The organism is Kosakonia sp. H02, assembly GCA_030704225.1.
GTDB lineage: Bacteria > Pseudomonadota > Gammaproteobacteria > Enterobacterales > Enterobacteriaceae > Kosakonia.
In genome coordinates, this window is sequence record CP131915.1 from 3,477,410 (window position 1) to 3,498,272 (window position 20,863).

18 protein-coding genes are annotated in these 20,863 nt (G+C 57.0%); 11 read left to right on the forward strand and 7 right to left on the reverse strand.

The genetic code is table 11. The features are described from left to right. The first annotated feature begins 5 nt into the window (after nt 1-5). The 5 genes from srlB to gutQ all read left to right on the forward strand — a co-directional run bounded on the left by srlB (nt 6) and on the right by gutQ (nt 3,424). Nucleotides 6-368 carry a PTS glucitol/sorbitol transporter subunit IIA gene (gene srlB / locus Q5705_16310; protein WLI76135.1) on the forward strand — a complete coding sequence of 121 codons (363 nt, stop codon included), beginning with the start codon at nt 6-8 and terminating at the stop codon, nt 366-368. Between the two features lie 17 nt (nt 369-385). Continuing rightward, nucleotides 386-1,165: a sorbitol-6-phosphate dehydrogenase gene (srlD, locus tag Q5705_16315; protein ID WLI76136.1), complete on the forward strand. Its 780-nt coding sequence runs from the start codon at nt 386-388 to the stop codon at nt 1,163-1,165. Between the two features lie 100 nt (nt 1,166-1,265). Next, nucleotides 1,266-1,625 carry a transcriptional regulator GutM gene (gutM, locus tag Q5705_16320; GenBank protein ID WLI76137.1) on the forward strand — a complete coding sequence of 120 codons (360 nt, stop codon included), beginning with the start codon at nt 1,266-1,268 and terminating at the stop codon, nt 1,623-1,625. A gap of 67 nt (nt 1,626-1,692) precedes the next feature. Continuing rightward, a complete protein-coding gene (locus Q5705_16325) occupies nt 1,693-2,466 on the forward strand; it encodes a DNA-binding transcriptional repressor (protein ID WLI76138.1) in 774 nt (257 codons plus the stop codon). Further along, on the forward strand, nt 2,459-3,424 hold the full coding sequence (gene gutQ / locus Q5705_16330; GenBank protein WLI76139.1) for an arabinose-5-phosphate isomerase GutQ: 966 nt from the start codon (nt 2,459-2,461) through the stop codon (nt 3,422-3,424). The genes Q5705_16325 and gutQ overlap by 8 nt, the downstream gene beginning before the upstream one ends. Here gutQ and norR read toward each other — a convergent pair. Next, nucleotides 3,421-4,935: a nitric oxide reductase transcriptional regulator NorR gene (gene norR / locus Q5705_16335; protein ID WLI76140.1), complete on the reverse strand. Its 1,515-nt coding sequence runs from the start codon at nt 4,933-4,935 to the stop codon at nt 3,421-3,423. The two genes, gutQ and norR, sit on opposite strands and share 4 nt — an antisense overlap. 182 nt (nt 4,936-5,117) lie before the next feature. Here norR and norV point away from each other — a divergent pair, with 182 nt between their 5' ends. Then, a complete protein-coding gene (norV, locus tag Q5705_16340) occupies nt 5,118-6,563 on the forward strand; it encodes an anaerobic nitric oxide reductase flavorubredoxin (GenBank protein ID WLI76141.1) in 1,446 nt (481 codons plus the stop codon). Next, complete coding sequence (norW, locus tag Q5705_16345) at nt 6,560-7,693, forward strand: NADH:flavorubredoxin reductase NorW (protein WLI76142.1); 1,134 nt, start codon at nt 6,560-6,562, stop codon at nt 7,691-7,693. Before norV ends, norW begins: the two co-directional genes overlap by 4 nt. Here norW and hypF read toward each other — a convergent pair. The 4 genes from hypF to Q5705_16365 form a co-directional block, all read right to left on the reverse strand. Continuing rightward, nucleotides 7,674-9,911: a carbamoyltransferase HypF gene (gene hypF, locus Q5705_16350; GenBank protein ID WLI76143.1), complete on the reverse strand. Its 2,238-nt coding sequence runs from the start codon at nt 9,909-9,911 to the stop codon at nt 7,674-7,676. The genes norW and hypF overlap by 20 nt on opposite strands. A 4-nt stretch (nt 9,912-9,915) precedes the next feature. Continuing rightward, nucleotides 9,916-12,066: a formate dehydrogenase subunit alpha gene (fdhF, locus tag Q5705_16355; protein WLI76144.1), complete on the reverse strand. Its 2,151-nt coding sequence runs from the start codon at nt 12,064-12,066 to the stop codon at nt 9,916-9,918. 35 nt (nt 12,067-12,101) lie between these two features. Continuing rightward, on the reverse strand, nt 12,102-12,647 hold the full coding sequence (gene hydN / locus Q5705_16360; GenBank protein ID WLI76145.1) for an electron transport protein HydN: 546 nt from the start codon (nt 12,645-12,647) through the stop codon (nt 12,102-12,104). Nucleotides 12,648-12,781: 134 nt separating this feature from the next. After that, nucleotides 12,782-13,795, reverse strand: a complete 1,014-nt coding sequence (locus Q5705_16365) for a LacI family DNA-binding transcriptional regulator (GenBank protein WLI76146.1) — start codon at nt 13,793-13,795, stop codon at nt 12,782-12,784. Between the two features lie 265 nt (nt 13,796-14,060). Here Q5705_16365 and ascF point away from each other — a divergent pair, with 265 nt between their 5' ends. The 4 genes from ascF to Q5705_16385 all read left to right on the forward strand — a co-directional run bounded on the left by ascF (nt 14,061) and on the right by Q5705_16385 (nt 19,877). Then, complete coding sequence (gene ascF / locus Q5705_16370) at nt 14,061-15,503, forward strand: PTS cellobiose/arbutin/salicin transporter subunit IIBC (protein WLI76147.1); 1,443 nt, start codon at nt 14,061-14,063, stop codon at nt 15,501-15,503. Between the two features lie 20 nt (nt 15,504-15,523). Then, a complete protein-coding gene (locus tag Q5705_16375) occupies nt 15,524-16,948 on the forward strand; it encodes a 6-phospho-beta-glucosidase (protein WLI76148.1) in 1,425 nt (474 codons plus the stop codon). Nucleotides 16,949-17,085: 137 nt separating this feature from the next. Then, on the forward strand, nt 17,086-17,979 hold the full coding sequence (locus Q5705_16380; GenBank protein ID WLI76149.1) for an SDR family oxidoreductase: 894 nt from the start codon (nt 17,086-17,088) through the stop codon (nt 17,977-17,979). Between the two features lie 83 nt (nt 17,980-18,062). Beyond that, on the forward strand, nt 18,063-19,877 hold the full coding sequence (locus Q5705_16385) for a glycoside hydrolase family 15 protein (GenBank protein WLI76150.1): 1,815 nt from the start codon (nt 18,063-18,065) through the stop codon (nt 19,875-19,877). A 74-nt stretch (nt 19,878-19,951) separates the two neighbouring features. Here Q5705_16385 and Q5705_16390 read toward each other — a convergent pair whose 3' ends face one another. Then, nucleotides 19,952-20,251, reverse strand: a complete 300-nt coding sequence (locus Q5705_16390; GenBank protein ID WLI76151.1) for a helix-turn-helix transcriptional regulator — start codon at nt 20,249-20,251, stop codon at nt 19,952-19,954. Continuing rightward, nucleotides 20,239-20,601, reverse strand: a complete 363-nt coding sequence (locus tag Q5705_16395; GenBank protein ID WLI76152.1) for a type II toxin-antitoxin system RelE/ParE family toxin — start codon at nt 20,599-20,601, stop codon at nt 20,239-20,241. Before Q5705_16395 ends, Q5705_16390 begins: the two co-directional genes overlap by 13 nt. Nucleotides 20,602-20,863 lie beyond the last annotated feature (262 nt).

The following is a 20,863-nucleotide window of genomic DNA, read 5'->3' on the forward strand; positions in this document are numbered from 1 at the left end:
GATGTATGACTGTGATTTATCAAACCACCATCACCCATATCGGTGAAAGCGCCCCGGACGCGCTCAGCGACAACATGCTGATTACCTTTCGCGAAGGTGCGCCTGCCGATGTTGCCGAGTTCTGTTTTATCCATAACCACGGTGCGCTCTCGGGCGCACTATTACCCGGCGCGCAGTTTGAGCTGGGTGACAAGCACTATCCGGTCACCGCAGTTGGCGACGTCGCCGAGCAGAATTTGCGCGAGCTGGGCCATATCACCCTGCGTTTCGATGGACAGACGCAGGCGGAATATCCGGGAACAGTACATGTCGCCGGCCCGGTGCCGGACGGTATCGTCCCCGGCTGCATTTTGAAATTTGTCGCTTAAGTCGTAAGGAGAAGAGTATGAAACAGGTTGCCGTTGTCATTGGTGGAGGACAAACCCTCGGGGCGTTCCTCAGCCGTGGGCTTGCCGCAGAAGGGTACCGCGTGGCGGTTGTGGATATTCAGAGTGATAAAGCGGCCACTGTCGCCCAGGAGATCAACAGCGAGTTTGGTGAAGGCATGGCGTATGGCTTTGGTGCCGACGCCACCAGCGAACAGAGCGTTCTGGCGCTGGCTCGCGGAGTGGATGAAATTTTTGGCCGCGTCGATTTGCTGGTCTACAGCGCAGGCATCGCCAAAGCGGCGTTTATCAGCGATTTCGCCCTCGGCGATTTTGACCGTTCGTTGCAGGTGAACCTGGTGGGCTATTTCCTCTGCGCACGCGAGTTCGCCAAACTGATGATCCGTGACGGTATTCAAGGGCGCATTATCCAGATCAACTCCAAATCCGGCAAAGTGGGCAGTAAACACAACTCCGGCTACAGCGCGGCGAAATTTGGCGGCGTGGGGCTGACGCAATCCCTGGCGTTGGATCTGGCGGAATACGGCATTACCGTCCACTCACTGATGCTTGGCAACCTGTTGAAATCACCCATGTTTCAGTCGCTTATCCCGCAGTATGCCAGCAAACTCGGTATCCCGGCAGACGAGGTGGAGCAGCATTACGTCGATAAAGTGCCGCTCAAACGCGGCTGCGATTACCAGGACGTGCTGAATGTGCTGATGTTTTACGCCAGCCCCAAAGCCTCTTACTGCACCGGCCAGTCCATTAATGTCACCGGCGGCCAGGTGATGTTTTGATAGCACAATAACCGCCTGATGGCGCTTCGCTTATCAGGTCTGCAAAATCCGCAGGCCGAATAAGGCAGCCGCCATCCGGCATCACGCTAAGGAGATATTCATGGTTTCATCTCTGATAACCCTCGCCGTCATCGCCTGGCTCAGCCAACTTGCCCTTGGTGGCTGGCAAATCCGCCAGTTCAACAAAGCTTTCGATGCCCTGTGCCAGCGCGGGCGCGTCGGCGTTGGGCGCTCCGGCGGGCGTTTTAAACCGCGCGTGGTGCTGGCGGTTGCTTTCGATCAACAAGACCGCGTCAGCGACACACTACTGATGCGCGGCATTACGGTCTTTGCCCGTCCGGCGAAAATCGACCACTTAATAGGTATAAAAAGAGAGGAATTAGAGCCTGATGTGATCTTTCCCCATGATCCGGGTTGTCAGAATGCTCTATCATTGGCGCTTAAAATGAAACATGGATAATTTCGTTGTGAACGCTATTAGCTTGCGAAATTATCATTTCGCAACGTAACGCAGGATAACTTCGCCTATGAAACCACGTCAGCGTCAGGCGGCAATTCTTGAGCATCTGCAAAAGCAGGGAAAGTGTTCTGTTGAAGAGCTGGCACATCACTTCGACACCACGGGGACGACCATACGTAAGGATTTGGTTGCGCTGGAGCAGTCCGGCGCGGTGATCCGCACCTATGGCGGCGTAGTGCTCAACAAAGACGAGGCCGATCCGCCTATCGATCACAAAACGCTGATCAATACCGTGCAAAAGGGGCTGATTGCCGAAGCGGCGGTTGGCTACATCCACGACGGGGATTCAATTATCCTCGACGCGGGCAGTACAGTGCTGCAAATGGTGCCGCTGCTGAGCCACTTCAACAACATCACGGTGATGACCAACAGCCTGCATATCGTCAACGCCCTGTCAGAGCTGGATAACGAACAAACCATTCTGATGCCCGGCGGCACCTTCCGTAAAAAATCCGCCTCCTTCCACGGCCAACTGGCAGAAAACGCCTTTGAGCACTTCAGTTTCGACAAACTGTTTATGGGCACCGACGGCATCGATCTGAATGCCGGGGTCACCACTTTCAATGAAGTGTTTACCGTCAGCAAAGCGATGTGCAACGCCGCGCGGGAAGTGATCCTGATGGCCGATTCTTCAAAGTTTGGCCGCAAAAGCCCGAACATTGTCTGTAGCCTTGAGAGCATCGACAAACTGATTACCGATGCCGGGATCCCAGCGGACGTACGTGCCGCCCTGGAAGAGAAAGGCGTCGAAGTGATCATTGCCGGAGAAGCGAATGAGTGAGTCATTAATTAACGCCGGGCGACAAACCCTGCTGCTGGAATTACAGGAAGCGAGCCGCCTGCCGGAACGCCTTGGCGAAGCGTTTGTCCGCGCCGCCGAAACGGTGCTGAGCTGCAAAGGGAAAGTGATTGTTTCCGGTATCGGTAAGTCGGGCCATATCGGCAAAAAGATTGCCGCTACGTTTGCCAGCACCGGCACACCGGCCTTTTTTGTCCATCCGGCGGAAGCGCTGCACGGCGATCTCGGCATGATTGAAAGCCGGGACGTGATGCTGTTTATCTCCTACTCCGGGTCGGCAAAAGAGCTGGATCTGATCCTGCCGCGCCTTGAAGAAAAGTCCGTTGCGCTGCTGGCAATGACCGGTAAACCTCTTTCGCCGCTGGCGCTGGCCGCCCACGCGGTGCTGGATATTGCCGTGGAACGTGAAGCCTGCCCAATGTATCTGGCGCCGACTTCCAGCACCGTCAATACGCTGATGATGGGCGATGCGCTGGCGATGGCGGTGATGCAGGCGCGCGGTTTCGATGAAGAGGATTTCGCCCGTTCGCACCCGGCGGGCGCACTTGGCGCACGGCTACTCAATAAAGTGCATCACCTGATGCGCAAAGAGGAGCAGGTTCCGCAGGTGATCCTCACCACCAGCGTGATGGACGCCATGCTGGAACTGAGCCGCACCGGTTTGGGTCTGGTGGCGGTATGCGACAGCGAACGCCACGTAAAAGGTGTTTTTACCGACGGCGACCTGCGCCGCTGGCTGGTGGCAGGCGGCGCGTTAACGGCAGATGTCAGCGAAGCGATGACACCGGGCGGTATTACGCTTGACGCCAGCAGCCGCGCGGTGGATGCCAAAGAGCGGTTGATGCAGCGCAAAATCGCCGCCGCACCGGTGGTGGATGACGCCGGTCAGTTGGTCGGTGCCATCAACCTTCAGGACTTTTACCAGGCCGGTATTCTTTAACCCTTCAGCCCCAGGCGTTTCGCCAGCCGGTGCAGGTTGGCGACGTCCATCTCCAGCGCTCTGGCGCAGGGCGCCCATTTTCCGCCGTGCTCTTGCAGCGAGCGGGAGATAAACGCCCGCTGAAAATCCTCTGTCGCATCACGCAAATTTTGCTCTGCGCCCGGCTGCGTGACCAACGGCGAAACCGCTGCGGGTTCATCGCTCAGGGCAAAATGACGCGCTTCCAGCACCACATCGTCATGGTTTCGCGTGCCGCGCGCCAGCACCACCGCACGGTGAATGGCATGTTCCAGCTCGCGCACATTCCCCGGCCAGCCATAGCTCAGCAGATGCGCCCGCGCACCGGGGCTTAACGCCACGCGGCCCAACCCCAGACGCAAACGGCACTGCTCGCAGAAATAACCCGCCAGCAGCACCACGTCTTCACCCCGCTCACGCAGCGGCGGTACCGTCAGCGGAAACACGCTCAGACGATGGTACAGATCGGCGCGAAAACGCCCGGCCAGCACTTCTTCGCGCAGGTCGCGGTTCGTCGCCGCGAGTACGCGCACATCCACCCGCAGGCTGCGGTCATCGCCCACGCGCTGAATATCGCCGTACTGCAACACACGCAATAGTTTCGCCTGGAGCGACAAGGAGAGTTCGCCAATCTCATCAAGAAACAGCGTGCCGTTATCCGCCATCTCGAATTTTCCGCTACGGTTGCTGATAGCCCCGGTAAACGCCCCTTTTACATGGCCGAAAAGCTCACTTTCGGCGACGCTTTCCGGCAATGCGGCACAGTTGAGATAGACCAGCGGATTGACCGCGCGCGGCGAACCTTCATGGAGAGCCTTCGCCACCAGCTCTTTGCCGGTGCCGGTCTCACCGCTTATCAGCACGTTAAGATCGGACGGCGCAACAATATCAATCTCTTTTTTCAACTGCATCATGCCCGCCGACAGGCCAATCATTTCGCTGCGTGCCACCTGCTCAAAAGTCGCGGGCGCACCGGGCAGCATGTTCTGGCTTTCCAGTTGCTCAATCAGCAGCGCATTGTTCAGCGCGCCTGCCGCCAGCGCGGCAATCAGCCGCAGCTCTTCATCGCTGAAGGTATCGAACTGATCTGGCGACATACCATCAAGGGTCAGCGCGCCAATCAGGTTCTGCCCGGCAAACAGCGGCAACCCGACGCAGGCATGCACTTTCAGGCTCTCCTGGCCGGGGATCAGGCCATCGTAGGGATCGGGCAGCGAGCTATCGGCGGGAAAACGCACCACATCGCCCGCGCGGGCAATCGCTTCGAGTCGCGGGTGGCCTTCCAGCGTAAAGCGCCGCCCCAACACATCCTGCGCCAGCCCGTCGATGGCCAGCGGAATAAACTGCCGCGCTTCGTAGCGCAATAACGCCGACGCATCGCACTCCAGCACCTGGCGCAGGGTGGTGATCAGCCGCTGGAAACGGTCCGCGTGCCCAATACCGCTTTGCAGTTCAATGGCGATGCCTGCCAGCACATTCAGCGAAAAACTCATGCTTACCTCACTGTCTTTTTGACAATGCATAGTGTCATATTGACAGTATTTATCATAGTCATAATGACATTTATGTTTTCGATAAAATAAATAAAAAGCTATAAATCAATAAATTAAAAAACTGGCACGCAACTTGATATAGCCATGCCATCGAATTGAAAAAACTGCACAGGACTTACACCATGGCTATTCATGTAAAAAATAACATTCACTGGGTTGGACAACGCGACTGGGAAGTGCGCGATTTTCATGGCACCGAATACAAAACCCTGAAAGGCAGCAGCTATAACAGCTACCTGATCCGCGAAGGCAAAAACGTGTTGATCGATACCGTCGATCACAAGTTCAGCCGCGAGTTCGTGCAGAATTTATGCGGCGAGATCGACCTTGAAATGATCGACTACATCGTGATCAACCACGCCGAAGAGGATCACGCTGGCGCACTGACCGAGCTAATGTCCCACATCCCGAACACGCCGATTTACTGCACCCATAACGCCATCGACTCGATCAACGGTCACCATCATCACCCAGAGTGGAATTTCCATGTGGTGAAAACCGGCGATACGCTGGATATCGGCAACGACAAACAGCTTATTTTCGTTGAAACGCCGATGCTGCACTGGCCGGACAGCATGATGACCTACCTGACCGGCGACGCCGTGCTGTTCAGCAACGACGCCTTCGGTCAGCACTACTGCGATGAACGTCTGTTCAATGATGAAGTGGATCAGGCCGAACTGTTCGAGCAGTGCCAGCGCTACTACGCCAATATTCTGACCCCGTTCAGCCGCCTGGTGACGCCAAAAATCACCGAGATCCTCGGCTTCAACCTGCCAGTGGATATGATTGCCACCTCCCACGGCGTGGTATGGCGCGATAACCCGACGCAAATCGTCGAGCTGTACCTGAAATGGGCGGCAGATTATCAGGAAGATCGCATCACGATTTTCTACGACACCATGTCCAACAACACCCGCATGATGGCCGACGCCATCGCTCAGGGGCTCAACGAAGTCGATCCGCGCGTGGCGGTGAAAATCTTTAACGTTGCCCGCAGCGACAAAAACGACATTCTCACCAATGTCTTCCGCTCGAAAGGTGTGCTGGTCGGCACGTCGACCATGAACAACGTGATGATGCCGAAAATCGCCGGGCTGGTGGAAGAGATAACCGGTCTGCGCTTTCGTAACAAACGCGCCGGCGCATTTGGATCCCACGGCTGGAGCGGCGGCGCGGTTGACCGTCTCTCTACCCGTCTACAGGATGCTGGCTTTGAGATGTCCGTCAGCCTGAAAGCGAAATGGCGACCGGACATGGACGCGCTGGAAGTGTGCCGCCAGCACGGGCGCGAGATTGCCCGCCAGTGGGCGCTCGCCCCGCTGCCGGAACCCGTAAGCAAACCCGCAGAAAAAGAAGCCTGCGCCTGTGCCGCGGCAGCCGTTGCGGATCTCGGCCCGAGTATGCAGTGCAGTGTTTGTCAGTGGATTTACGACCCGGAAAAAGGCGAGCCGATGCAGGATGTCGCGCCCGGTACGCCGTGGAGCGAGGTGCCGGACAACTTCCTTTGCCCGGAGTGTTCGCTCGGCAAAGAGGTGTTTGACGAACTGGCAGTGGAGGCAAAATGAGCGCAGGCATTGTGATTATCGGTTCGGGCTTCGCCGCCCGGACGCTGGTGAAAAATATCCGCAAACTGGATAGCAACGTGCCGCTAACCCTGATCGCCGCCGACGGCATGGAAGAGTACAACAAACCGGATCTCAGCCATGTCATTAGCCAGGCGCAGCGCGCCGACGATTTGATTCGCCAGACGGCGGGTGAGTTTGCCGAGCAGTTTAACTTGCGGCTGTTCCCCTACACTTTTGTCTCCGCTATCGACACCCACGCGCAGGTGGTGAAAAGCGCGGACAAACAGTGGCAGTACGACAAATTAGTGCTGGCAACCGGGGCGAAAGCGTTTGTGCCGCCGCTGCCGGGGCGCGAACAGATGCTGACGCTCAACAGCTTGCAGGAGTATCACGCCTGCGAAGCCAAACTGCGCGATGCCAACAGCGTGTTGATTGTCGGCGCGGGGCTGATTGGCTGCGAGCTGGCGATGGATTTTCGCCGCGCGGGAAAAACCGTGACCGTGCTGGATAACGCGGCGAGCATTCTGCCTTCGCTGATGCCACCGGAAGTGAGCGGTCGCCTGCAACACTGCCTGACAGCAATGGGCGTGCGACTGCTGCTCTCATCGCGCTTAACGCAGCTTGATGAGCGTGAAAACGGCGTGCGCGCGCAGCTTGATGATGAACGTTTTGTCGACGCCGATGTGGTGGTCGCCGCCACCGGTCTGTTGCCGCATAGCGCGCTGGCGCAGGCCGCCGGGCTGGAAACCGGGCGCGGGATTGTGGTAAACGGCATGCTGCAAACCAGCAATCCGAATATCTTCGCGCTGGGTGATTGCGCTGAGATCAACGGTCGGGTATTGCCATTCCTGCAACCTATCCAGCTTAGCGCGCTGACGCTGGCGAAAAACCTCACTGGCAACCCGGCGCAACTGACGCTGCCCGCAATGCTGGTGAAAGTGAAAACGCCGCTGATGCCGCTGCATCTGGCTGGCGAAACTCATCGCGCCGATCTGCGCTGGCAGGTTGCCACCGACGCCGTCGGCATGGTGGCGAAAGGGATGGATAGCGACGACAAACTTCGTGCGTTTGTCGTCAGCGAAGATCGGATGAAAGAAGCGTTTGCCCTGCTTAAAGCGCTGGCGGTATAGCCCGCGCCGCTGCCACCAGCCCCTGGCCGAAGGCAATCCCGCCATCCCCGGCCGGGAGCTGGTGGGGAAACAGCAACTGGAAATCCGCCAGATAGTGCTGTAAGCGGCGCTTGAGCAGGCGGTTATGCAGCACGCCGCCGCTGAACACCAGCGTGTGGATATCTCTCGGTGTTGCCTGTTCCCGCATAAGCTGTGCAAATCCCCGCGCCAGCGCATCGTGAAACGCCCATGCCCGTTGCTCCGGCGCAGCCTGCCAGTTCAGCCACGTCTGCCAGAAGCTCGCCAGATCGAGCAGATTGTCGCGCAGCGGCAAAATGACAGGGTGCTCAACGTTTGCAACCTGACGCGCCAGCGCTTCCAGCCGACAGGCGGCCTCGCCTTCATAACTGAGTTCCCGCGGCGCACAGCCGAGCGCGCAGGCAACTGCATCAAACAGTCGCCCGCAGGATGACGCCAGCGGCGATTGAATACCCCGCTCGATTGCCCGCGCCAGTAGCGGCCAGTTCTGCTGCTGGATTTCCGCCGTTTCCGGGTAGTTTTGCCAACCGGGCACAAACGCCAGCATCTGGGCCAGCAAATTACGCCACGGCTGCCTGGCGGCGACATCACCGCCCGGCAGCGCTACCGCAGGCAGGCCGCCGAGGTGTTCACACTCGCGGTAATTGACCCGCAAACACTCGCCGCCCCACAACGCCCCGCCCTCGCCCATGCCGATGCCATCAAGCGTCAGCGCAATGACATCTCCGCCATTGAGCGGCCAGCCATGCTCACCGAGGCAGGCGGCGGCGTGGGCGTGATGGTGCAGCACCGTTTGCAGCGGCAAACCTTCACTTTCTGCCCACTGGCGGGTGCGATACGCCGGGTGAGCATCCACCACCAGCTGTTGCGGGGTGAAATCGTAGATGTGCTGCATCAGGCGCAGCGCGTTTCGCCACTGCGCTTCTACGCCATCATCGGTTAAATCACCGAAATGCTGCCCCGGCACAGCACTGTCGCCGCGCACCAGGCAGAAGGTGTTTTTCATGTCCGCGCCAAGGCACAGCAACGGCGGAATAGCGCGAAAACCGTTGGGAAGCGGCAACGCATCCGGCACATAACCTCGGGAGCGCCTGAGCATTTCACCGCTCGCCCGCACTACAGAATCGTCCATGCGCTGCACAATATCGCGGTTATGCAGCAGGAAACCGTCAGCGATGTGTGTCAGGTCGTCCAGCGCTTGCGCATTGCTGATAGCGGGCGGTTTGCCGCTGAGATTGCCAGAGGTCATCACCAGCGGGCGCTGTAACGCCTGCGCCAGTAAATGTTGCAGCGGGTTTGCCGGTAACATCACGCCGACTTCATCAAGCCCTGGGGCAATGGCGTCACACAGGCCGCTGAGGCTGGATTTTTCCACCAGCACAATCGGCGCGGCAGGCGTTGAAAGCAGGCGCTGCGCATCCGTTGCCAGCCCGTCACCGTTTGGCAGCATTACCGCCAGCGGTTTCGCCGGGCGCTGTTTGCGCGTACGCAGGTGCAACACAGCCGCCTGGTTACTGGCATCGCAAGCAAGATGAAACCCGCCGATGCCTTTCACCGCCACCACGCCGCCGCTTTTTATCAGCGCGACGGCCATTTGCAGCGCCTCTTCGCCTGTCGCACGGTAGCTGTTATCACGCCACGCCAGTTGCGGCCCGCAGTCCGGGCAGGCCACCGGTTGAGCGTGAAAACGCCGGTCCAGCGGGTTACGGTACTCCGCCTCACAGGCCGGGCACAGCGGAAACGCCGCCATCACCGTATAAGGCCGGTCATAGGGCATGGCGTTGATAATGGTAAAGCGCGGCCCGCAATGGGTGCAGTTGATAAACGGGTAGCGAAAGCGGCGCTCAGCGGGGTTGAACATCTCCGCAAGACACGCGGGACAGGTTGCCGCATCGGGGACGATTTGGGTGTTCATCGCGCCGCCCGCGCTGTGACGAATTGTGAAATCTTGCGGGACGGGTTGCCAGTGAAAAGGCTGGTGCTCAACACGATCAATGCGCGCCAGCGGCGGGCAGTGCTGTTGCAGCAGGGCGAGGAAGTTATCTGCATCGCCAAGCAGACGAACCTCCACACCCTGCGCGTCGTTACAGACATCGCCCTTTAGCGCAAGCTGCTGCGCCAGTTGCCAGACAAAGGGGCGGAAGCCCACCCCTTGCACTTTACCGTACACACGTAAGCAAACACCGTTGCTATTGCTCATATCATCATTGCATCGCCGCATTGCGCAGGCGCGTCTTCATCTGTTGATAGGTGCTCCGAGTGTACTCTTCGGCCCAGGGCTGATCGTTGATCGCACTCACCCTGACTGCGCAATATTTGGTCTCCGGCGTTTTGGAAATCGGGTCGAGATTATCCTGGGTCAGCTCGTTGCACGCGCCAACCCACCACTGGTAGGTCATATAAACGCTGCCCTGATTGATACGCTCACTCACATCCGCACGGGTAATCACTTTGCCGCGGCGGGATTCGACCCATACCAGTTGGCGGTCTTTGACGCCCAGTGCTTCTGCATCTTGCGGGTTGATCTGCACAAAACCCGGTTCATCCGCGAGGGTTTGCAGCGCCGCGCAGTTGCCGGTCATCGAACGGCAGGAGTAGTGCCCCACTTCGCGCACCGTACAGAGTACCAGCGGGAATTCGTTATCCGGGCGCTCGGCAGGCGCGCGCCAGGGGGCGGCGAACAGGTGGCCTTTGCCGTCCGGGGTATCGAATTTGTTGTTCTGGTAGAGATACGGCGTGCCGGGGTGATCCAGCGTCGGGCACGGCCACTGCACATGGCCCATATCGCCCATTTTTTCGTAGGTGACGCCGTAAAACAGCGGGCACAACTCGCGCAGCTCATCCCAAATCTGCTGGTTGTTGTCGTAATGCATCGGGTAGCCCATTTCAGTCGCAATGAGGCTGATAATTTCCCAGTCACGTTTGACGTTGTACTTCGGCTCTATAGCTTTTTCGAACCGCTGGAAACCGCGATCGGCACAGGTAAAGACGCCGCCGTGTTCGCCCCAGGAGGTGGCGGGCAGCAGCACATCCGCCTGTTCGGCAGTTTTGGTCATAAAGATATCCTGCACGATGACCAAATCGAGAGCTGCAAAGCCTTTGCGCACCAGGCCTAAATCCGCTTCGGTCTGCAACGGATCTTCGCCCATGATGTAGTAGGCTTTCACTTTGCCTTCCAGCGCCAGGTGCGGCACTTCGGTAATACGCACGCCGACTTTATCGTCCATCACCGCCGGATCGATGCCCCAGGCGTTAGCGAATTTAGCCCGCACCTGCGGGTTCACCACATCCTGATAACCGGGGAACTGGTTAGGAATGACACCCATATCGCACGCGCCCTGCACGTTGTTTTGCCCACGTACCGGGCCGACGCCGACATTTTCCCGGCCAAGGTTACCGGTGAGCAGCGCAAGGCTGGAGAGGCCTTTAACCACATCCACCGCCTGGCCAAACTGCGTAACGCCCATACCCCACATAATGGTGGCAGACGGCGCGGCGGCGTAGGTGCGCATTGCCTGGCGCACCTGTTTTGCCGGTACGCCGGTCAGGTGTTCTACCGCTTCCGGCGCGTAATCTTTCACCGTTTCGCGGTAAGCCTCCAGCCCGGTGGTGAAGCTGGCGACATAATTTTTATCGTAGAGTTCTTCTTCAAGCAGCACGTAACCAAAGGCGTTAACCAGCGCCATATTGCAGCCGTTTTTCAGTTGCAGATGCTGATCGGCAATGCGCGCGGTTTCAATGCGACGCGGGTCGCAAACAATGATTTTCGCCCCTTTTTGTTTCGCTTTGACCACCCGGCGCGCCACGATCGGGTGCGAATCGGCGCAGTTGTAGCCGAAAACTAACAGGCAACTGGAGTTTTCAATATCACCGATGGAGTTACTCATCGCGCCGTTACCAAGGGTTTCCTGCAACCCGGCGACAGAGGGGCCGTGGCATACGCGGGCGCAGCAGTCGACGTTATTGGTATTCAGCACGCCACGGGCAAATTTTTGCATCACATAGTTGGTTTCGTTGCCCGTGCCGCGTGAAGAACCGGTGGTCATGATGGCGCGCGGGCCGAATTTGGCCTTGATCTCACTCAGACGTTTTGCGGTGTAGCGAATCGCCTCTTCCCAGGTGACCGGGGTTAATTTGCCGCCTTTTTGATAGCGGATCATCGGCTGGGTCAGGCGTGGGGTCAGCAGTTTGGTGTCGTTGAGAAAATCCCAGCCGTAGTAACCTTTCAGGCACAGTTCATTCTGGTTGGTATGGCCGTCGGCGGCTTCCGCGCGAATGATTTTTCCGTCTTCAACAACCAGTTTTAATTTGCAGCCCGCGCCGCAGTATGGGCAAACACTTGTGATCTTTTTCATCAGTAACAGACCTGTTAAAAGTGAAAGGGGATGAGTTAGAACATGATGGACACATTGCTGTCCAGCGCGGCGCGACGTCGTTTTTCCGCGCTCATCTGTTCCAGTAAATTACGATCGACACAGACCAGCGCTTTGGTCGGGCAGACTTGCATACAGGCCGGGCCGCTTTCACTGTGGTGACAGAGATCGCATTTGTTGGCTTCGGCTTTCTCGGCCCGTACGTTTAACCCCGCGCCGCTGTGGCGGATCACCGGGCGCACGACCACTTCCATTGCGCCGTAGGGACACGCCACCACGCAGGTTTTGCAGCCAATGCAGCGCTCCTGCATCACATGCACAAACCCTTCATCACGGCGGATTGCGCCGTTCGGGCAGACGTTGGCGCAGGGTGCGTCTTCGCACTGACGACAGAGCGTTGCCGTCGACACATTGACGCCTTTGATGACATGAATACGCGGTAAAAAGGTTTCCGGGGTGAGCGCCGCGCAATCCTGCTGCGCCTGGTGAGAGACCACGCAGGCGACCTCACAGGTGCGACAGCCAATGCATTTTGCGGCGTCGGCCATAATAAATCGGTTCATTATTTTCTCCAGCTAAGAGCCTTGTCCCGCGGGAGTATTCATAAAGCGTGCCAGTTTTTAACTGGTTGTTAAGTAAGAAGATTAAAAAAAGCGGGTGCTGTCATCGACACAAGTGACGATGACAGCTGACGAGATCAGGCGTGGGGGCCGCAAATCAGGGAGTCGCGCAGAATTAATTCGCCGGGGAACGTGCGCTGGTAAGTAAAATCGCCGCCGTCGAGCATAAATATCAGGCGATTGATGGTCTCTTTAATCATCCCGGTCACGGGGATTTTGACGCTGGACAGCGCCGGAACGGTGAACGGCGCCATGGCGATATCATCAAAGCCAATGACCGAGACCTGCTGCGGCACCGCAATCCCGCTGTCATGAAGCTGCTTAATGGCGCCCACCGCCATATCGTCATTGCTCGCCACCAGCGCGGTGAATTTTGCCTGGTGAGAGAGCAATGCTTTCACTCCCTGAGCGCCGCTCTGCGGTGTCCATTTCCCTTCGACAATCAAATCGTTACGCACAGCAATGCCGTGCTGGGCCAGCGCATCTTTATAGCCGGATAAACGCTCAATACCAGTAGGAGAATCCAGCGAGCCGGTGATAAAGGCGATATCCCGGTGGCCGTGCGCAATCAGTTCCGCCACCGCGCGCTGGCTGGCGACGTGCTGATCGCAAAAAACGCAATGGCTGAGGTTTTTTCGCAAGCGGCGGTTAAGCACCATAATCGGCTGCGAATGGCTGTCGATAATCGCATCCAGCTCATCGACGCTGAGAAAACGCGGGTAGATGATAATGGCGTCACAGCGCAGATCGAGCAGGTACTGGATTGCCTGGCGCTCTTCATCGGCGCTGTGTTTGCCATCCGCCAGCAGCAACTGGCGGCCTTTATCTTCGGTCATACGCGCTGCGTGAGAGAGCAGCTCGCTAAAGTAAACGCCGTGATACAAGGTGTTGGTGACCACTAAACCCAGCGTCTGGGTTTTGCTGCTGGCAAGGCTGCGTGCCAGCAGGTTCGGGCGATAGCCGCTTTCGCTAATCGCCTGAAACACGCGGCTTTTTGTCTCTTCGCTGACATACCCTTTGCCCGTTAGCACGCGTGAGACGGTGGCTTTTGACACCCCTGCCCGCTTTGCCACTTCCAGCATTGTCGCCATCTTTGACACCCCTGCAAATTTCGTGACCCGAAGTGTACTTCAGGCGCAGCGAGGAAGGGAACCGTTAACCCTTGATCCGTCGGTTTATCCCTTCTCTTTTCATGGTGATCTGCATCACGATTTTGAATATTGCTAATTTTTAGCGCTTGCCCACTACAAATAAACTCATCATGATTTTGTGGAACCGGTTACTTATTTTCTATTTCATCGCCGCCTGAACGTGCGATAAATCCTTACCCTATTGATTAAACAGGATAAAAATAAAATGGCTAAGAATTATGCACCGTTAGCCCGCTCGGTAGTGGATGCGCTCGGCGGAGTCGATAACATCGCCGCCGTAACGCACTGCATGACGCGTCTGCGCTTCGTGGTGAAAGATGAAACGCGCATCGACAGTGCCACGTTAAAAAGCGTGAGCGGCGTAATGGGCGTGGTTCGTAACGACAACCAGTGCCAGGTGATTATTGGTAACACCGTTTCCCAGGCGTTTCGCGAAGTGGTCAGCCTGCTGCCACAGGATATGCAGCCGGTCGAGGTGCAAACCAACCAGAAGCTGACGCTGCGACGCATTGGCGCGGGCATTCTCGATGCGCTGATCGGCACCATGTCACCGCTGATCCCGGCGATCATCGGCGGGTCGATGGTCAAACTGCTGGCGATGATGCTGGAGATGTCCGGCGCGCTGCCAAAGGGTTCCTCAACGCTGACTATTCTGACGGTGATCGGCGATGGGGCCTTCTTCTTCCTGCCGCTGATGGTGGCCGCCTCGGCTGCCGTTAAATTCAAAACCAATATGTCGCTGGCGATTGCGATTGCCGGTGTATTGGTGCACCCGAGTTTTATTGATTTAATGGCGAAAGCCGCACAGGGCGAGCATGTAGAGTTCGCGCTGATCCCGGTGACCGCGGTGAAATACACCTACACGGTTATCCCGGCGCTGGTGATGACCTGGTGCCTCTCTTACATTGAGCGCTGGGTGGATCGCATCACCCCGGCGGTGACGAAAAACTTCCTCAAACCGATGCTGATCGTGTTGATTGCCGCGCCACTGGCGATTGTGCTGATTGGCCCGTTGGGGATCTGGATCGGTAGCGCGATTTCCGCGCTGGTTTACACCATTCACGGCTATCTTGGCTGGCTCTCCGTTGCCATTATGGGCGCGCTGTGGCCGCTGCTGGTGATGACCGGGATGCACCGCGTCTTTACGCCAACCATTATTCAGACCATTGCCGAAACCGGTAAAGAAGGCATGGTGATGCCGTCGGAAATCGGCGCGAACCTGTCTCTCGGCGGCTCTTCGCTGGCGGTGGCGTGGAAAACGAAAAACCCGGAACTGCGTCAGACTGCAATGGCGGCGGCAGCGTCCGCTATTCTTGCCGGGATCTCCGAACCGGCGCTGTACGGTGTCGCAGTGCGCCTGAAACGCCCGCTTATCGCCAGCTTAATTAGCGGCTTTATCTGCGGCGCGGTCGCTGGCATTGCCGGGCTTGCCAGCCACTCGATGGCGGCCCCGGGGTTATTTACCAGCGTGCAGTTCTTCGATCCGGCAAACCCGATGACCATTGTCTGGGTGTTCGGCGTGATGGCGCTGGCGGTGGTGTTGTCCTTTGTGCTGACGCTGCTGCTCGGGTTTGAGGATATTCCGGTCGAAACTGAGAACAAAGCACCAACGGCGCAGCCGGTCACTGTTAAAGAAGCACAAGCCTGATTAATAAAGCGAGGTAACGCATGGCTGTATTTCCGCAAGGATTTTTATGGGGCGGCGCACTGGCCGCCAACCAGTCGGAAGGGGGATATCTGGAGGGCGGCAAAGGGCTGACCACCGTCGATATGATCCCGCACGGCGCGAACCGTCTGCCGGTCAAACTGGGTCAGGAAAAACGCTTTGCCTTGCGCGATGACGAATATTACCCGAGCCATGAGGCGATCGATTTTTATCACCGCTACAAAGAGGATATCGCCCTGATGGCGGAGATGGGCTTTACGGTGTTTCGCACCTCAATTGCCTGGAGCCGCCTCTACCCGAAAGGGGATGAACTGACGCCAAACCCGGAAGGCATCGCTTTTTACCGTTCGGTGTTTGAAGAGTGCAAAAAGTACAACATTGAGCCGCTGGTGACGCTGTGCCATTTCGATGTGCCGATGCATCTGGTAATTGAGTATGGCTCCTGGCGTAACCGCAAAATGGTGGAGTTTTTCACCCGTTACGCCCGTACCTGCTTTGAAGCCTTCGATGGGCTGGTGAAGTACTGGCTGACCTTCAACGAAATCAACATTATGCTGCACAGCCCCTTCTCCGGTGCCGGGCTGGTGTTCGAGGAAGGCGAAAATCAGGATCAGGTGAAATACCAGGCCGCGCATCATGAGCTGATTGCCAGCGCGCTGGCGACCAAAATCGCCCATGAAGTGAACCCGCAAAACCAGGTTGGCTGCATGCTGGCGGGCGGCAATTTCTACCCGTATTCCTGCAAACCGGCCGATGTCTGGACGGCGCTGGAAAAAGATCGCGAAAATCTATTCTTTATCGATGTGCAGGCGCGCGGCAGCTACCCGGCTTACTCCGCCCGCGTGTTTCGTGAGAAAGGCGTGCAGATTGTCAAAGAAGCCGGGGATGACGCGATCCTCAAGAACATCGTCGATTTTGTTTCGTTCAGCTATTACGCCTCGCGCTGTGCTTCGGCGGATATGAACGCCAATAACACCAGCGCGGCGAATATCGTCAAATCCCTGCGTAACCCGCACGTTGAATTGAGCGAATGGGGCTGGGGCATCGACCCGCTTGGTCTGCGCATCACCATGAACATGATGTACGACCGCTACCAGAAACCGCTGTTCCTGGTGGAAAACGGGCTGGGCGCGAAAGATGAAATCAACGCCAACGGCGAGATTGAAGATGATTACCGCATTAGCTACCTGCGCGAGCATATCCGCGCGATGGGCGATGCGATTGAAGACGGGATCCCGGTTATCGGTTACACCACCTGGGGCTGTATCGATCTGGTGGCGGCGTCCACTGGCGAGATGAGCAAGCGCTACGGGTTTGTTTATGTCGACAGAGACGATACCGGTAACGGTACGCTGGCCCGCAGCCGCAAGAAATCCTTCTGGTGGTACAAGAAAGTGATCGCCAGTAACGGGGCCGATCTCGACTGATATCAGCTGGCAGCGGGAAACCCCTTTTCCGCTGCCGGCATTTTTTACATGCGCATATTTTGCGCAGCCGTAACGTGACAATGCTCACATCTATGCCAGGCTTAAAAACGTGTCTACATAACGTTTAAGGAGAAAGCATGGCAGAGCAAAGCCCTAAAAACACATTAGCGCCGCAGTACCCAAATCCTCCTTTTGCCGAACAACCGCAAACGCCTCCCGGTCTTGCCAGCAAGATGATCCCGGTGCCGGATCATGGCGAAACCAGCTATCGTGGTTCTGGCCGTTTGACCGGGCGCAAGGCGCTTATCACCGGCGGTGATTCTGGTATCGGCCGCGCTGTCGCCATTGCCTATGCCCGCGAAGGCGCGGATGTCGCGATTGGCTACCTGCCGGAAGAAGAGTCCGATGCGGCTGAAGTTATCAAACTGATCGAAGCCGAAGGCCGCAAAGCGATCGCCATTCCAGGCGATATCCGCTCTGAAGATTTCTGTAAGAAGCTGGTGAAAGAGGCGGTGGATGGCCTGGGCGGGCTGGATATTCTGGTGAATAACGCCGGTCGCCAGCAGTTCAACGAGTCTATCCTGACCCTTTCCACGGAAGACTTTGACGCGACCTTTAAAACCAACGTCTATGCCATGTTCTGGATAACCAAAGCGGCGGTCGAATACCTGCCACGCGGGGCCAGCATCATTAACACTTCGTCGGTGCAGGCGTACCAGCCAAGCCCGATCCTGCTGGATTACGCGCAAACGAAAGCAGCGATTGTGGCGTTTACTAAATCCCTTGCCCAGCAGCTTGGCGAGAAAGGTATTCGCGTGAATGCGGTTGCGCCGGGGCCATACTGGACGCCGCTGCAATCCAGTGGCGGTCAGCCGCAGGAAAAAGTGCAGCAGTTCGGTGCCAGCGCGCCGCTCAAACGTCCAGGCCAGCCGGTGGAAATTGCGCCGCTGTACGTGACCATGGCGTCGGCGGAAAGCAGCTACAGCTCCGGTCAGGTATGGTGCTCCGATGGCGGTACCGGTACGTTGTAAAACCCGGTTTTCATGCCAACCTGCGTGGTCGCCGCCCGGCGGCCACGTCTGCATTTCCCCCTCTGCACAGGACAACAAATACCGTGAAGAACGCGCAATACACGTCTCCCGTCCGGGAAAATGGTTTTGTCGAGCCTGGCGATTACGCCGCGATTGGCGAGGGCCGATCCGTTGCGTTAATCGCGCCCGATGGCTCCATTGACTGGTGGTGTGCGCCAAACCTGGATTCTTCCCCGCTTTTTGACCGCCTGCTCGACCCCGGTATTGGCGGTTTTTTTCAGCTTGAACCGGGGCAGCCCTACAGCGTAACGCGCCGCTATCGCGATGACAGCAATGTACTGGAAACCATCTTTACCACCGATACCGGCAAAGTGCGGGTGACCGAGTCGATTAACAGCACGCTGGCGGGCCGCCTGCCGTGGAGCGAACTGGCGCGGCGCGTGGAGGGGATTGAAGGTGAAGTGACGATGACGCTCGCGCTGCGTTTCGGTACGCGGGCGGAGACCTGTTCCCCCTGGCTGCATGAGACCTCGCACGGCAACGTCTACCATATTGCAGATTTAATGGCGATGCTGCGCACCAGCGAGGATGTCGAGATTACGTGTCTGGATGATGAACAGATCCGCGGCACGCTAACCGCCGTGCCTGGGCGTCGCACGCTGATCGCCTTGCTGGTCACTGAGAAAGAGCCGCTGGCGGTGCCCGATCTTGCGGCTATTGATGAGCGAATCGAAACCAGCCATACCGCCTGGGTCGACTGGTCGAAAAGTCTCAATTATGCAGGGAGTTATCGAAACCATGTCGGGCGCTCGGCGCTGGCGTTGAAGTTTCTCTGGTATTCACCCACCGGAGCCCTTGCAGCGGCGGCGACAACCTCGATCCCGGAAAGGGTCGGGAAAGAGAAAAATTATGACTACCGCTATGCCTGGGTGCGCGATGCGTGTCTGATCATTAAAGCCTTCGCCTTTCTCGGCGCGCTGGAAGAGTGTAAGGCCGCGTTTTCCTGGTTATCAAAAACGATTATTCGCCACGGCGTAGAGTTGCAGGCTTGCTACACGCTGGAAGGCGATAGAGTGCCGCGCGAAACGTATCCGCCCCTGCGCGGGTTTAAGGATTCCCGCCCGGTTCGGGTGGGGAATAATGCTCAGGATCAGCTCCAGCTCAGTATGTACGGCGACATGCTGGCGACGGCGCAACTGTTTGTGAAGGCCGGGCATGTGCTGGATCTGCGAACATCGCGCTTGCTCGGCGAGCTGGCAAATTGCTGCGCCGATCACTGGCGGCAAAAAGATTGCGGCATTTGGGAGTTGCCCGAGCATCAGCACTATACCCATTCGAAAATGGCGTGCTGGATGGCACTGGATATGGCGCTGCAAATGGCAAAAGAGATGTCTATTGAACCGACCTGGGTGGGCCGCTGGGAGCGTGAGCGCGATCGGATCCGCGACTGGATTGAAAGCCACTGCTGGTCGGAGAGCAAACAGGCTTATCTCTTTTACCCACAAAGCGACGGTCGGCTGGATGCGTCGCTGGCGCTGGTTCATCACTACGGCAATAAGGTCAATCCGCAGCGCATGTTATCCACCTACCGGGCGATACGCGAAGAGTTGGGCGACGGCTGCGCCATGACGTACCGCTACAGCGGCGTGCAGGAAGAGGAAAACACTTTTGTCGCGTGCTCTTTCTGGCTGGCGGAAGCCTGGGCGGCAATGGGCGACATTGAGCAGGCGAAAAAGACGATGGATGAGATCCTCAACTGCATCTGCGACAAAGGGAATGTCGATACCTTCAATGAGATGTTTGATGTCCGCACCGGGAAATGGAGCGGCAACTTGCCGCAGGGCTTAAGCCACCTGGCGCTGATTTGCGCCGCGCAGGCGATAACGGAACATTCGTGAAAAAACCGGGCCTACGGGAGTGTAGGCCGGTTAAGGTGCAGGTGCCTTCCGGCAACGTATTCACAACATTAATGTCAGATATGAAATGCGACGCGCTTGCCTGTCGGTAAAGTGATATCAATGCTTAATTCACCACCCAATGCAGCAACGTAACGTTTAAGGGTTGAAAGGCGCGGATCATTTCCGGGCTGCTCGATTTTCGCCAATGTCGGCTGTTTCACCCCCATAGCCACGGCAAGCTCAGTCTGGGAAATATTGAGTTCCTCACGCAGTTGGCTCAAAACAATGTTCCGGCGCAGTTCATCAACTCGGGCTTCAATGCGCGCCAGGCTTTCAGGGCTACGTTTTGCTAAAAGCTCATCTAAGGTTGCCATGTTAACTCCTTATTTCGTAGATGAAGGCTGAACTCTGCATCTGCGATTTTGATCATGTCTTTATAAAATCGTTTCTCATTAACGCCAGTCTTATCTCCAGCACATAACACAATGGCTTGCCGCCTGGGGTCAAAAGCAAAAAATGCCCGAACAGGATTACCCGAAAATTGAATTCTTAACTCTTTCATATTCACGTATTTAGATCCTTTGACGGTATCGACATAGGGGCGTCCAAGGTTGGGTCCAAATTCGCCCAGTATTCTGAAAGCAGCCAAAATTTCATCCTGCAAAAGCTCAGGCTGTAGATAAAACCAAACATCGAAACGCTCCGTTGTTATGACATCCCACATTATCGTTCCCTCATAGCTTTCCCGCTATCGGCGAACATTATAGCCATTAGGCTATAAACTCAAGGGTAAAAACCGATCCGTACTAAATGAAACACGGTTGGCTCTGAGTTTTCACCAAAAAAACTACTCTGCCTTTCAAGCTTACCCTAACAAACTTTACTGGTTCGTCTTCCTCCCCCTACCACAAATCATGGAGTGATTTAGCTCGCATTTCTCCATGAAACCGGTTGCGCAAGGTCCTCACCAGGCCAGCATGAAACCG